This window comes from Kosakonia sp. S42, assembly GCF_016624785.1.
Classification (GTDB): domain Bacteria; phylum Pseudomonadota; class Gammaproteobacteria; order Enterobacterales; family Enterobacteriaceae; genus Kosakonia; species Kosakonia cowanii.
Genome location: NZ_JACVTW010000002.1, coordinates 466,611 through 479,636, shown reverse-complemented (window position 1 = coordinate 479,636; position 13,026 = coordinate 466,611). Strand labels below are relative to the sequence as shown.

Annotated in this window: 13 protein-coding genes; all 13 read right to left on the bottom strand. The window is 54.5% G+C overall.

Annotated elements, in window-relative coordinates; translation table 11 throughout:
• Positions 1–178: 178 nt before the first annotated feature.
• Complete coding sequence (locus tag IAE50_RS05655) at positions 179–937, bottom strand: amino acid ABC transporter ATP-binding protein (protein ID WP_054803019.1); 759 nt, start codon at positions 935–937, stop codon at positions 179–181.
• A gap of 8 nt (positions 938–945) precedes the next feature.
• Positions 946–1,992, bottom strand: a complete 1,047-nt coding sequence (locus IAE50_RS05650) for an amino acid ABC transporter permease (RefSeq protein WP_375286497.1) — start codon at positions 1,990–1,992, stop codon at positions 946–948.
• Positions 1,993–2,058: 66 nt separating this feature from the next.
• Complete coding sequence (locus IAE50_RS05645) at positions 2,059–3,240, bottom strand: amino acid ABC transporter permease (RefSeq protein WP_042713126.1); 1,182 nt, start codon at positions 3,238–3,240, stop codon at positions 2,059–2,061.
• Positions 3,241–3,313: 73 nt separating this feature from the next.
• The gene (locus IAE50_RS05640) at positions 3,314–4,339 is read right to left on the bottom strand and encodes an amino acid ABC transporter substrate-binding protein (RefSeq protein WP_023480752.1); all 1,026 of its coding nucleotides are present in this window, start codon (positions 4,337–4,339) and stop codon (positions 3,314–3,316) included.
• A 473-nt stretch (positions 4,340–4,812) separates the two neighbouring features.
• Positions 4,813–5,034, bottom strand: a complete 222-nt coding sequence (locus IAE50_RS05635; protein WP_023480815.1) for a lipoprotein — start codon at positions 5,032–5,034, stop codon at positions 4,813–4,815.
• A gap of 335 nt (positions 5,035–5,369) precedes the next feature.
• Positions 5,370–7,457, bottom strand: coding sequence for a bifunctional diguanylate cyclase/phosphodiesterase (locus tag IAE50_RS05630; RefSeq protein WP_200579764.1), 2,088 nt, complete (start codon positions 7,455–7,457; stop codon positions 5,370–5,372).
• Positions 7,458–7,622: 165 nt separating this feature from the next.
• Positions 7,623–7,784 carry a DUF2556 family protein gene (locus IAE50_RS05625; RefSeq protein ID WP_042713125.1) on the bottom strand — a complete coding sequence of 54 codons (162 nt, stop codon included), beginning with the start codon at positions 7,782–7,784 and terminating at the stop codon, positions 7,623–7,625.
• A gap of 160 nt (positions 7,785–7,944) precedes the next feature.
• A complete protein-coding gene (gene fis / locus IAE50_RS05620; RefSeq protein ID WP_000462905.1) occupies positions 7,945–8,241 on the bottom strand; it encodes a DNA-binding transcriptional regulator Fis in 297 nt (98 codons plus the stop codon).
• Between the two features lie 25 nt (positions 8,242–8,266).
• Positions 8,267–9,232 (bottom strand): tRNA dihydrouridine synthase DusB, encoded by a 966-nt coding sequence (gene dusB / locus IAE50_RS05615; protein ID WP_034813628.1) that lies wholly within the window; start codon positions 9,230–9,232, stop codon positions 8,267–8,269.
• 310 nt (positions 9,233–9,542) lie between these two features.
• Positions 9,543–10,280, bottom strand: coding sequence for a carbonic anhydrase (locus IAE50_RS05610; protein WP_200579763.1), 738 nt, complete (start codon positions 10,278–10,280; stop codon positions 9,543–9,545).
• A gap of 142 nt (positions 10,281–10,422) precedes the next feature.
• The gene (prmA, locus tag IAE50_RS05605; protein WP_200579762.1) at positions 10,423–11,304 is read right to left on the bottom strand and encodes a 50S ribosomal protein L11 methyltransferase; all 882 of its coding nucleotides are present in this window, start codon (positions 11,302–11,304) and stop codon (positions 10,423–10,425) included.
• 11 nt (positions 11,305–11,315) lie between these two features.
• Positions 11,316–12,767, bottom strand: a complete 1,452-nt coding sequence (panF, locus tag IAE50_RS05600; RefSeq protein ID WP_023480847.1) for a sodium/pantothenate symporter — start codon at positions 12,765–12,767, stop codon at positions 11,316–11,318.
• Positions 12,757–12,999 carry a YhdT family protein gene (locus tag IAE50_RS05595; RefSeq protein ID WP_200134807.1) on the bottom strand — a complete coding sequence of 81 codons (243 nt, stop codon included), beginning with the start codon at positions 12,997–12,999 and terminating at the stop codon, positions 12,757–12,759. The genes panF and IAE50_RS05595 overlap by 11 nt, the downstream gene beginning before the upstream one ends.
• Positions 13,000–13,026: the final 27 nt, after the last annotated feature.

Below are 13,026 nucleotides of genomic sequence, written 5' to 3'. Positions count from 1 at the left end.
ACGCCGTAGCGCCGATGGTAGTGTGGGGTCTCCCCATGCGAGAGTAGGGAATTGCCAGGCATCAAACAAAGCAAAAGGCCCCGTCGAAAGACGGGGCCTTTTGTCATTCTGGATCCCGCTAAACACGACGATAAAAAAGGCCACCCATTGGGTAGCCTTAACAGAAAGCATGCGGCAATCAGTGAATAACCTGCGATAAAAACGCCCGCGTACGCTCTGATTTTGGCTGTGCAAAGAACTCATCGGGCGCTGCCTGCTCTACGATCTCACCGCGATCCATAAAGATCACCCGGTCCGCCACGGTGCGGGCAAAGCCCATCTCATGGGTCACGCACAGCATCGTCATACCCGACTGCGCAAGCCCAATCATGGTATCAAGCACCTCTTTCACCATTTCCGGATCCAGCGCTGAAGTCGGCTCATCGAAAAGCATGATTTTCGGCTTCATACAGAGCGAGCGCGCAATCGCAACGCGCTGCTGCTGGCCACCGGAAATCTGCCCCGGAAACTTATGCGCATGCTCGGCAATCCGTACCCGCTCCAGATAGTGCATCGCCAGCGCTTCCGCCTCTTTCTTCGGCATTTTGCGCACCCAAATTGGTGCCAGCGTACAGTTCTGCAAAACCGTCAGATGGGGGAAGAGATTGAAGTGCTGGAAAACCATCCCCACTTCCTGGCGAATCTTCTCGATATTGCGGATATCCTCATTCAGCTCAATACCGTCGACCACAATACGCCCCTGCTGATGCTCTTCCAGGTGATTGATACAGCGAATGGTGGTCGACTTTCCTGACCCCGACGGGCCACAAAGTACAATCCTTTCCCCTTGCTTCACATGCAAATTAATATCTTTCAACACATGGAATTGCCCATACCACTTATTCACATTTTCGAGCGTGATCATCGCGTCGCCAGATTGCATTGTTGTATTACTCATCATCATCCTCAGTGCGGTGTACGCCCGGTGTTAAAGCGCTTCTCCAGATGCTGGCTATAGCGCGACATGCTGAAACAGAAAATCCAATAGACTAACGCAGCAAACACATACCCTTCCGTCGACATCCCAAGCCAGGCGGGATCGACCGTCGCTTGCTGCACGCTGCTAAAGAGATCAAACAGGCCGATGATGATCACCAGGCTAGTATCTTTAAACAGCGCGATAATGGTGTTCACCAGCCCCGGGATCACCAGTTTTAACGCCTGCGGCAGGATCACCAGCCCCTGCGTTTTCCAGTAACCCAGCGCCAGCGACTCGGCCGCTTCGTACTGCCCTTTCGGCAGGGCCTGTAAACCGCCACGGACCACTTCCGCCACATAAGCCGACTGGAACAGGATCACCCCGACCAGCGCACGGATCAGCTTATCGATGGTGGTGCCTTCAGCCATAAACAGCGGCAGCATCACCGACGACATAAACAGCACGGTAATCAGCGGTACGCCGCGCCAGAACTCAATAAACATCACAGACAATATCCGCACTACCGGCATCGTCGAACGTCGGCCCAATGCCAGCAAAATCCCCAGCGGCAGGGCGCCGGCAATACCGACCGAGGCGATAATCAGCGTCAGCGTCAGTCCACCCCACTGGCGGGTCTCAACGCGCTCAAGGCCAAGAAAGCCGCCAAACATCAGCCACCACACAACCAGCGGATAGAGCACCGCCCAGCAGGCAATGTAGCGTCCGCGTCGCGGCATCCCCTTCCAGAACATCGGCAGGATAGAGAGCAGGCCAATAATCAGCGCCAGGTTGATACGCCAGCGCTGATCGTGTGGGTAGAGCCCATACATAAACTGGCCGAAGCGTTGATGGATAAACACCCAGCAGGCGCCCGCTTTGGTGCAGTCCGCGCGAGTCGAGCCGACCCAGTTCGCCTGAAACAGCGCCCACTGCAGCAGCGGCGGGATAAGCTCCCACATCATCCATAGACAAAAGAGCGTCAGCAGCGAGTTTGACCAGCTTGAAAAGAGATTTTTACGCCCCCACAGCAGCATGCCGTTATTTCCCGATGGCAGCGGGCGCGTGGAGGGCGACACAATAGCTTTTGTCATTATTAATCCTCAGCGCTCAATCAGGGCAATACGGCGGTTATAGATATTCATCAGCAGCGAAATGGAGAGGCTGATGAGCAGATAGACCGACATGGTAATGGCAATGGTTTCAATCGCCTGGCCGGTCTGGTTCAGCACCGTACCGGCAAACAGCGACACCATATCGGGGTAGCCAATCGCCGCCGCCAGCGATGAGTTCTTTGCAATATTGAGATACTGGCTGGTCAACGGTGGGATGATCACCCGCAGCGCCTGGGGAATAATCACTTGTCGCAACGTGACCGGATGAGGCAGCCCAAGTGAGCGCGCTGCTTCATGCTGCCCGTACGGCACCGACTGGATGCCGGCGCGAATAATCTCAGCGATAAACGCCGAGGTATAAACCGAGAGCGCGATAGTCAGCGCCGCCAGCTCCGGGATCAGCACCATGCCGCCGCGGAAGTTAAAACCGCGCAGCTGCGGAATTTCCCAATGCAGCGCCGCCCCGAACAGTGCATGCGCCATCAGCGGCAGCACAACAATCAGCCCCAGTGCAGCCGGCCAGGTTCGCCGCAGCTGGCCGGTTTTGATCTGGTGCTTTTTATTGAAGCGGAACAGACCAACAATGAGTGCCACCGCCAGCACCAGCGCACCGACAAAGGCAAGCATTCCTTCACCCATTTGCGGCGAGGGAATATAGAGGCCACGGTTGCTGAGAAAGACCAGCTCCATGGCATTTACCGCCTGGCGCGGGCCGGGCAGGTTGCGCAGCACCGCAAAGTACCAGAAGAAGATCTGCAACAGCGGGGGAATATTGCGGAACGTCTCGATATAGATTGTCGACAGCTTTCGCAGCAGCCAGTTTTCAGACAGCCTTGCAAGACCAAGGAAAAAGCCCAGCAGTGAGGCGAAGACAATACAGAGCGCCGAGACCAGCAGCGTATTGAGTAAACCGACCAGGAAGACCCGTCCGTAGGTATCACCCTGCTCATAATCAATCAGATGCTGAACAATGCCAAAACCGGCCGCGCGGTCGAGGAAGGCGAAGCCGGAGGTAATACCCCGGTTGTTGAGGTTAGTCACCGCGTTATGGAGCAGATAGAGGGCAACAACAACCACGGCGATAATCGCCAGGATTTGAAACAGCCAGGCGCGAACCGCAGGGTTTGAAAGGGAGAGCGCGCCTTTCACGGTTGGGCGGCGATGGGGCATAGAGAAAACCTCAGTAACCATAATTCTGGACTGGGCGTCACCACAGAGTGACGCCCGTTACGGCAGTAGCGGATTAACGCACCGGCGGAGCGTACTGAATCCCGCCGTTGTTCCAGAGGTTGTTCTGGCCACGTTTAATTTTCAGCGGGCTTTCAGAACCGACGTTACGTTCGAAGACTTCGGAGTAGTTACCGACCTTCTTAATAATGTTGTAAGCCCACTTGTTATCGAGTTTAAGATCTTTGCCGAAGTCGCCCTCTTTGCCGAGCAGGTGCGCCATATCTGGCGTTGCAGGGTTAGCCACTTTCTCATCGACGTTCTTCGAGGTAATGCCCATCTCTTCGGCATTCAGCATGGCGAAGAGCGTCCAGCGCACGATGGCGAACCAGTCATCGTCACCGCGGCGTACCACCGGGCCGAGCGGCTCTTTAGAGATCACTTCCGGCAAGACGATCCACTCTGCCGGGTTGCTCAGCTTAATCCGCAGCGCATAGAGCTGAGACTGATCGGAAGCCAGCGTATCGCAGCGACCGGATTCCAGCGCCTTCGCCGACTCGTCAGAGCGGTCAAAGGTCACCGGGGTGTAACTCATTTTGTTGGATTTAAAGTAATCCGCCACGTTCAGCTCGGTATCGGTCCCGGCCTGAATACAAACGGTTGCGCCATCAAGCTCTTTAGCGCTCTTCAGGCCCGCTTTGTTATGGGTCAGGAAGCCGATGCCGTCATAATAGGTCACGCCGGTAAAGGAGAGCCCCATACCGCCATCACGAGAAGAGGTCCAGGTGGTATTGCGCGAGAGCATATCCACTTCGCCGGATTGCAGCGCGGTAAAGCGCTCTTTCGCCGTCAGCGGGGTATATTTCACTTTGCTGTCATCGCCAAACAGGGCGGCAGCAACGCCACGGCAGATATCCACATCGATACCGGTAAATTTCCCGTTTGCATCCGCATAAGAGAAACCGGGCAAACCATCACTGATCCCGCACTGAACAAACCCTTTCTTTTTGACAGCATCAAGCGTTGTACCTGCGTGCGCCTGGCTGGCGACAGCAAACAGCACGCCGGCAGCGGCCAGGCTGGCGATCATCATCTTTTTCATAATGCATCCTGTGTGGCGAAAATTATCGTTATATGGGGCGTCCGGGTAACGCCTGAACCTGTCTGTGGCGAAGGCCGCAGTGGATATAGCAAAGGTGATGCCAGGTTGGTGTATGCAGGGTATTTAAGGAATCAAACAGGTTTCAGGATGAGTGTAGACAGGAAAGGAGGGAAGCAATGCCCCAGGCTGGTGCAAAAATAGAACGCACTCCACAAAATGGAGCAAAACAGCATCGTTAATTCGCTATTTCTGCCAGACAAGTTTCGCAGGTGAATATAAGCATTAAATACGATGGGGTTGATTTGTGAAAGTAATCGCGTAAGAGAAACAACAGCGTCGGAATGGCATGATGAAATATAAAAAAGTGATGCCTGTAACCGGAATTGATGCACGTTTTCGATAGCAAAAGTGGCGAAATGAAAATTTACTGCACCGTAATAAAGCAAAAGCGCGGAAAACCGCGCTTAAGAGAACTATTTGGTGAGGGCCACAATACCGAGCGTTAAGCCAGCCAGGGCTGCCGCGCCGCCGGCGATAGCGCCTGCTGTTTCCCAGTTATCCTGCGTGGTGCCTTTCACACAGGTGTTGGTATGCACCAGGCGGCCCTGATCGTCATAGACCGGTACGCAAGGTGAGTCGTGTGCACAGCCCGCGAGGAAGGTTGCCAGCAGGGCGACGGAGATCATTTTTTTCATTGTAATTACCTCTATGTAACCGCGACTCTTGATATCAACAGTCGCAATATCTGGTCAGTATCTATTGCTTGATTTTATCATTCAGCAAAACAGATTCATCGTGGCAATAATGTCCAGATATGTACTTTGTAAACTTGATGAAGTTAAAAAAGGTATTTAACTGAAATCGTGCAGAAATTATGGAGGCGAGATAAATAAAAGTGAGATTCAGAAAAAAGGAAGATAAAAGCGGGCGTTAAAAAGCGCAAACAGCGCTTAAGGGCATGAGAATAATCTAATTTGTCACTGACGTAAAATAAAAGCGCCCGCAGACGCTTTTATTTAATCCTTAAAATTCACTTTACCGTTTCGGCAGGGGCGAGGTTTTTCCCCTGAGCAGTAATCGTTTCTGCACTCACCGGTTTCCCCAGGAGATAACCTTGCAGGGTATTACAGCCCAGCTCGGTGAGAAATGCCTGCTGCTCCGCCGTCTCTACGCCTTCAGCCACCACTTTGAGGTTCAGCGTTCTGGCTAACGCGACAATCGCAGAGACAATCGTGGCGTCTTCGCCCTCCTGGCCCAGCTCGCGCACAAACGCGCGATCGATCTTCAACTCGCACGCCGGCAGACGCTTAAGGTAAAGCAGGCTCGAATAACCGGTCCCGAAGTCATCAATTGACGCCTTCACGCCCGCGTCGCTCAGCTCGGTCAGCACCCGCACGCTCTCATCGGGGTTACTCATCGCCGTCGTTTCAGTGACTTCCAGAATCAGCTGCTCAGGCGGAACATTATGTCTGCTCAGCGTGCCCAGAATGGTTTCTACCAGCGCGCTGTGCTCGAACTGTAACGTTGAAAGGTTAACGGCTATTGTCCACTCCGTGTGCCCCTGCTCGCGCCATTCGCTGAGCTGGCGGCAAGCCTCGTCGATTACCCAGTCACCGAGCGGAACAATCAGGCCAGTTTTCTCCGCCAGCGGTAAAAAGAGATCCGGGCTCAGCACACCCTGATGGGGATGATGCCAGCGCAACAGCGCCTCAAACCCGACAACCGGCCCGGAAGGCGCCTGGAATTTGGGTTGGTAAACGAGGCGGAACTCTTTACGCTCCAGCGCCATCCACAAATCATTCAGCAGCTGTAACTGGGTTTGCGCCAGCCGGTTCATTGAGGGCTGGAAAAAGTGATAGCCGTTACGGCCCATATGCTTGGTGTGATACATCGCCGCATCGGCGTTGAACATCAACTCGCGCTCATTTTTGCCATCGTCAGGGTAGAGCGCGATACCGATACTGAGGGTCACCATCACATCATAGGGATCAATAGTAAAAGGGCGATCGACAGCGCGGATAAGCGAACTGGCGATCGTCGCGGCATCGTCCGGCGCGGCAATCTCTGCCAGCAGCACGAATTCGTCGCCACCAATGCGCGCCAGCGTATATTGCCCCTGCAGTTGCTGCGTGAGCCGCTCGGTCACCGCCACCAGTAACTTATCGCCGACATCATGTCCCCACGCGTCGTTAACCGTTTTAAAGCCGTCGAGATCCATAAACATTAACGCAAACGCGCTCTCTTCACGGCGCGCTTTATTGATCGCCTGCTCGATGCGATCTTCCAGCAGGACGCGGTTTGGCAGACGCGTTAAGGTGTCGTGCAGCGCCAGCCTCGCCAGCTCGCGGTTTGCTGCCGCAAGCGACGTGGCCAGCAGCGACGTCCGCGCCTGTAAACGGGCGTCGAACATCGAAACCAGTAAGGTAATGCCGAGAACGGAAAAGGCCATCATGCTGACCAGCACGGCAAGCCAGTTGTTATTGAAGCCGTGATGCACCATTGCAATGTGATGATGCTGGAAAGGGATCTGCGCCGCCATCATCCCGGTGTAGTGCATGCCGGTAATAGCCAGCCCCATTAAGATAGCTGCGCCAAAGCGCATAAGCGCAACCTGTGCCGCTTCGTGGCGCAGGCGGAAGGTGAGCCATAACGCAGCGAAAGAGGCCGCCAGGGCAATCACTATCGAGAGGGCAATCCACCCTTTATGCCAGACAATCGGCGGTGAAACCTGTAGCGCCGCCATACCGGTGTAATGCATCGCGGCAATGCCAAGCCCCATTACGACAGAGCCAGGAATAAGCCGACGCAAATACAGCTTCGGCGCGCTAACCAGCCACAGCGCAAACAGCGAGGAACCAATGGCGATCGCCATCGATAAACCGGTAAGAACCGGCTCGTAGCGCATGTTCATCGACATATTCATCGCCAGCATGCCGATAAAGTGCATCGCCCAGATGCCGATGCCCATCGCCACGCCGCCGCCGCTCAGCCATACCCAGGATGAAGCTCCGGTGCTGGTGGAGACGCGTCCGGCCATGTTCAGGGCGGTATAAGAGGCCAAAATGGCTACAACAAACGAAACAACAACAAGGATATAGTCGTATTGGCTAACCAGCATGATGTCATCAACTCATTCACTAAGGGCGTTACGTATTGCTACGGTCGTAGAGGCGAAAAGGGCTGAGACATTATCACTGTCTGGAAAGGACTCAAATCGATTTAAATCCCTGCGTTAATCAGGGCGATCGCTGCATTTTTACCAAATATCGCAGCAAGCAATCACTTAGAGAGAATCGCAGTTAACCAGTTTGAGTGGATTGACGGAATTCATATTGCGGCATTTATTAATGTCAGTGATCAGATACTCGATCCACTGCATGATTAAGCCATCCAGCGCAAAGATCGAGAGAGCGAAAACCAGCAGCCACCCATATTTGCGAATCATTCCGTCTCTCCCTTTTTTGCAACCATTTGCGGAAAATATACACGATTTTGCGCTGAGGTAATGCCGATGAAAGCGCTCTTTTTAGCGTCATTTCAGGCAATAAAAAAGGCGCTTACCCATGCCGGTCAGCGCCTTTTTATCAATACCACTCACTGACGAATCAGTTCATGCCGTATTTTTTCAGTTTTTTACGCAGCGTACCGCGGTTGATGCCCATCATCAGCGCCGCGCGGGTCTGATTACCACGGGTGTATTGCATCACCATGTCCAACAGTGGCTGTTCTACTTCAGCCAGTACCAGCTCATAGAGGTCATTAACATCCTGACCGTTCAGTTGAGCAAAATAGTTCTTCAGTGCCTGTTTTACCGAGTCACGGAGCGGTTTTTGGGTTACCTGATCCTGAGAGTTAACGGTAGAAACGGTCAGTACGTCAGAATTTACGCGTTGTTCGAACATAGTTCTGTCAGCTCTTTATTTCTGTTTACGCAAAATTTTCGAAGTATGCCTCCAACGCCTCCAGCTGTTCGCTGGCATTCTCAATGGCGTTGAATGTGCGCCGAAACTGGTCATTCGGGGCGTGCTCCTGGAGATACCAGGAGACGTGTTTACGTGCAATTCGGTAACCTTTTGCCTGACCGTAAAAGTCATGCAGTTCCCGAACGTGCGCGCAAAGCAAGCGCTTAACCTCTGCCAGTGGCAGCGGAGCCAGCAGCTCCCCAGTGTCCAGATAGTGCTGGATTTCCCGAAAGATCCAGGGTCTTCCCTGAGCTGCGCGGCCTATCATCAGGGCATCCGCCCCCGTATAGTCGAGCACAGCTCTGGCTTTAAGCGGGTCAGTAATGTCGCCATTCGCGATAATCGGAATGGAAACTTTCTGCTTAACTGCCCGAATCGTGTCGTACTCAGCTTCTCCATTGAACAAACAGGCGCGGGTGCGTCCATGAATGGTCAGAGCCTGAATGCCACACTCTTCAGCCAGTTGGGCAATCTCTACGCAGTTACGGTGCTCAGGGGCCCAGCCTGTGCGAATCTTCAGGGTTACAGGAACATCCACTGCGCCAACCACCGCGGTGAGGATCGATTTCACCAAATCCGGGTGCTGCAACAGGGCGGAACCTGCAAGCTTGCGATTCACCTTTTTAGCCGGACAGCCCATATTGATATCAATAATTTGAGCGCCACTTTCCACGTTAATACGTGCGGCTTGGGCCATCTCTTCCGGGTCGCTGCCCGCAATTTGCACGGTGCGAATACCGGGCTCATCAATGTGCACCATCCGCAGTCGTGATTTGTCGCTTTCCCAAACCTGCGGGTTAGACGACATCATCTCGGATACGGTTAAACCGGCTCCCATCTCGTAGCACAGCGTCCGGAAAGGTCTGTCAGTAATGCCAGCCATGGGCGCTGCGATCAGGCGATTTCTAAGCTGGTGGTGTCCGATGCGCATGAGTTAAGAAATGACCATACTGTGACTGCAAGGCGGCGTATATTACGCATTTTTTGCACGAGATGAAAGGCCAAACTTTGAGCAATCCACTGTTGTAGATCAAGGAATAGCCAGTCCTGGCGAGGCAAACAGGCATTACATCATAATTTTCATTGGGTTATAGCAAAGCTAAAATTTTTAGCTTGCTGATAAATTCACGAGATTTATCGTTTTTAATGGGGCAATAAGCAGCATAACTGCTGATTTTTAAGCCAAAAAAAAGCGGATTTTGCGAACCCGCTCTCATTTTTATGCTGGTATTTACAGGCTGCTACTCGACGACCAGCCGACCATAAAGCTGCTGAGTAGGGCGGTTATTGGCGTGCCCGAGCGCAGATTTGAACTGGGCAAGCTGCTCAGAAGAGAGCGTCAGAGGCTGTTTCATTACCAGCCAGGTGACCCCTTCTGAACAGGGCGGCGTAGTCAGGGATCCGCTAAAGCGCCAGTAGGTCTTATCACGCGGCAGCAGCGCCGCCATATCAATGTGCTGCGCTGTTAGCGCTGTCGAGCCACCTCGAGTGGGGAGATGCTGCGATAGCGCCGCCAGCTCACGATTTGCCGCCCCCGTTTCAAACAGCACCGCGACAACGGTGATATCGCCCTTTGCGGAGGTATGAACCAGGTGCATCTCCAGCGGGGCATGCTTGCCATGCAGGGTATGCTCACTGGGGGCGTGAAAGTGGAACTGCTGGAGGTGCGAGACAACTCCCGCCAGCTGTATGGTATTGAGGTTATCGATAAAGTTAGCTTGCAGCGTATGGCCGTTGTTTATCAGCAGCGCAGGGCTTTCGCGGTAGTGGCTGCTAAACGGCGTGAGGTGAGCAGTGACGATATTATCAATATCAATTGGTGACTGGTTTTTACCACTCTGGCAGGTCTGAAACTCGTGACTTAACTCACCCCAGTGTTCCGGCGAGGTTGCGCCTTCATAACTCCAGTGAGCGGAGCAGGCAAATAGAGGAAACAGGCTTGCCACAGCGAAGGCTGTTTTTACTATACGAAGTGACATAGTATTCATCCGATGAATTTTTATAAATCAATGTCTTACCATCCGTTGATACAGCGGCGGCTCATTATAAACTTCACGGGGAATAAATCACTACAAACGGCAGGGAAATAAAAAGCGTGGCCGGGAGGCCACGCTGTGGGGACTATTTTTTCTGACCGGTAATCCGGCACCACTCCTCTTTTTCAACCACCGGATCGAGGTTGAACAGGTTGGTATAAGCTTCACAGACGCTCTCTGCCTGGCTGGCAAGGATGCCCGACAGCCCCAGCAGCCCGCCCGCAACGGGCAGAACGCTAATCAGCGGTGCCAGCTCGCGCAGCGGGCCGGCGAGGATATTCGCGACCACCACATCGGCTTTCATCTCTGCGGGCTGATCGTCCGGCAGATAGAGTTCAAGGCGGTCTGAGACGCCGTTGCGCTCGGCATTATCGCGGCTCGCCTGGATCGCCTGCGGATCGATATCGATCCCGATCGCTTTCGCCGCGCCCAGCTTCAGGGCAGCGATCGCAAGAATGCCGGAGCCGCAGCCAAAATCGATCACCGTTTTGCCCGCCAGATCGAGGCCGTCGAGCCACTGCAGGCAGAGCGACGTTGTCGGATGGGTGCCCGTGCCGAATGCCAGGCCGGGATCGAGCATCACGTTGACGGCGGTTTCATCCGGCACATCGCGCCAGCTCGGGCAGATCCACAGTCGCTCGCCAAAGCGCATCGGGTGGAAGTTATCCATCCACTCGCGCTCCCAGTCTTTATCTTCCAGCTGTTCAATTTTATGCGCGAAGCCTTCGCCCAGCAGCGGATGAGAGGCGAGTTGGGCAACCACGTCCGCCATCTCTGTTTCAGCATCGAACAGGCCGATCACATCGGTATCGCCCCACAGGCGGGTCTCGCCCGGCAGCGGCTCAAACACGGGCGTGTCGTGCGTGTCCTGGAAGGTAATGGAGACTGCGCCTGCTTCCATCAGAGCGTCGCTCAGATCTTCAGCATGCGCGCCGGTGGTGTTCAGTTTCAGTTGGATCCATGGCATGGCGTTACTCTTTATTGATTAGCAGAAAGGGAAGCAGCCTGCGGCACCGGGCGACCAAAACGGTTGCCGACCACAAAGGCTAACAAACTTAGCAGCAGCGAGGGCACAATCGGATGAAAGCCCAGGTACTGAATATTCAGGGTGGCGAGCACGGCATACAGCACGCCGCCGACAATCATGGCGCTGAGCGCACCTGCGGCATTTGCGCGCTCCCAGTAAAGCCCCAGCACCAGCGGCCACAGGAAAACGGCTTCAAGACCGCCGAACGCCAGCAGGTTCAGCCAGATGATCATCTCTGGCGGACGCCACGCTGCCAGCATCATCAGCACGCCGAGAATAAGGGTGGTTGCCGTCGAAATACGCTTCAGACTCGGCTCATGACGAATTTTAGTCGGCTGGGCGCTGAGCCACAGATCTTTAATGATGGTGGCAGAAGCCTGTAACAGATGAGCGTTGACGTTAGACATGATCGCCGCCATCGGCGCGGCGAGAAACAGCCCGGCCGCCCACGGTGGCAGCACTTCTACCATTAAGGTGGGTATCACCTGATCCGGCACCGACAGATGCGGCAGCACCGCCCGGCCCAGCGCGCCCGCCAGGTGCATGCCGAGCATCAATAGCGCAATCACAATGGTGCCGATAATAATGCCGCGATGCACCGATTTGCTGTCTTTATAAGAGATGCAGCGCACGGCGGTATGCGGCAGGCCAATCACGCCGAAGCAGACCAGCACCCAGAAGGAGGTCATAAAGGCCGGGGTGAGGATGTCGCTTGCGCCGTGCGGGCTAACCAGTTTCGGGTCGATCTGCCGCAGGGTATCCACCGCATGATGCAGGCCGCCCGCCGCATGGATCACGCCCGCCAGCAGGACAAGTGTGCCGATCAGCATCACCATTCCCTGCATGGTGTCATTCAGTACGCTTGCGCGAAAACCGCCAAAGGCGGTGTAGAGCGCAATGGTGATGCCGAAAATCAGCAGGCCAGATTCATACTTGATACCGGCTGCGGTCTCCAGCAGACGCGCGCCGCCGATAAACTGCACCGCAATCGCCCCGACAAAGGCCACCAGTAAACTGATGCTGGCAAGCCACACCACCGCCCGGCTCTGGTAGCGGGCCATCAACATATCGTTGAGGGTGATGGCGTTATAGCGGCGGGCAAGAATGGCGAATTTTTTGCCGAGGATACCGAGCGACAGCCAGATGGTCGGGACCTGGATCATCGCCAGCAGCACCCAGCCGAGACCGAATTTATAGGCAGCGCCCGGGCCGCCGATAAAGGAGCTGGCGCTGACATAGGTCGCCGTCAGAGTCATCGCCAGCACAAACCCGCCCATCGAGCGGCTGCCGAGGAAATATTCGCTCAGAAAGGTGCCGCTGCTGCGCTGACGCATGGCATAGAAGGAGAGGCCGAAAACGATGAACAGGTAGATCACCAGCACGGCAATAATTTCAGTTTGCATCCTTATCCTCCAGTGGGATATCACGGAAGATAAAACGCACCATCGCCCAGCAGAGCAGCACAAACACCAGCGGCGTTAACAGGCAGGCCATCTCAAACCAGTGGGGTAAACCGGTGATGCCCTGCGCTGAATCCGGTATGTAAGCACACACTAACCAGGCAGCAAGATAGAGAAGGGTCAGCCACAGCGCCCAGCGGGCCTCAATGTGTGCCTGAACAAAACGGTTGTCCATTTTATTCCCTTGTGGATGAAGAAAGCG

Bases quoted from the DNA above. Each gene is read 5' to 3' on its own strand.
- panF (WP_023480847.1), bottom strand. From the start codon at position 12,767: ATGCAAACTGAAATTATTGCCGTGCTGGTGATCTACCTGTTCATCGTT.
- IAE50_RS05650 (WP_375286497.1), bottom strand. From the start codon at position 1,992: ATGCTGCTGTGGGGGCGTAAAAATCTCTTTTCAAGCTGGTCAAACTCG.
- IAE50_RS05640 (WP_023480752.1), bottom strand. From the start codon at position 4,339: ATGAAAAAGATGATGATCGCCAGCCTGGCCGCTGCCGGCGTGCTGTTT.
- IAE50_RS05645 (WP_042713126.1), bottom strand. From the start codon at position 3,240: ATGCCCCATCGCCGCCCAACCGTGAAAGGCGCGCTCTCCCTTTCAAAC.
- IAE50_RS05610 (WP_200579763.1), bottom strand. From the start codon at position 10,280: ATGTCACTTCGTATAGTAAAAACAGCCTTCGCTGTGGCAAGCCTGTTT.
- IAE50_RS05625 (WP_042713125.1), bottom strand. From the start codon at position 7,784: ATGATTCGCAAATATGGGTGGCTGCTGGTTTTCGCTCTCTCGATCTTT.
- prmA (WP_200579762.1), bottom strand. From the start codon at position 11,304: ATGCCATGGATCCAACTGAAACTGAACACCACCGGCGCGCATGCTGAA.
- fis (WP_000462905.1), bottom strand. From the start codon at position 8,241: ATGTTCGAACAACGCGTAAATTCTGACGTACTGACCGTTTCTACCGTT.
- IAE50_RS05630 (WP_200579764.1), bottom strand. From the start codon at position 7,457: ATGCTGGTTAGCCAATACGACTATATCCTTGTTGTTGTTTCGTTTGTT.
- IAE50_RS05655 (WP_054803019.1), bottom strand. From the start codon at position 937: ATGAGTAATACAACAATGCAATCTGGCGACGCGATGATCACGCTCGAA.
- IAE50_RS05595 (WP_200134807.1), bottom strand. From the start codon at position 12,999: ATGGACAACCGTTTTGTTCAGGCACACATTGAGGCCCGCTGGGCGCTG.
- IAE50_RS05635 (WP_023480815.1), bottom strand. From the start codon at position 5,034: ATGAAAAAAATGATCTCCGTCGCCCTGCTGGCAACCTTCCTCGCGGGC.
- dusB (WP_034813628.1), bottom strand. From the start codon at position 9,232: ATGCGCATCGGACACCACCAGCTTAGAAATCGCCTGATCGCAGCGCCC.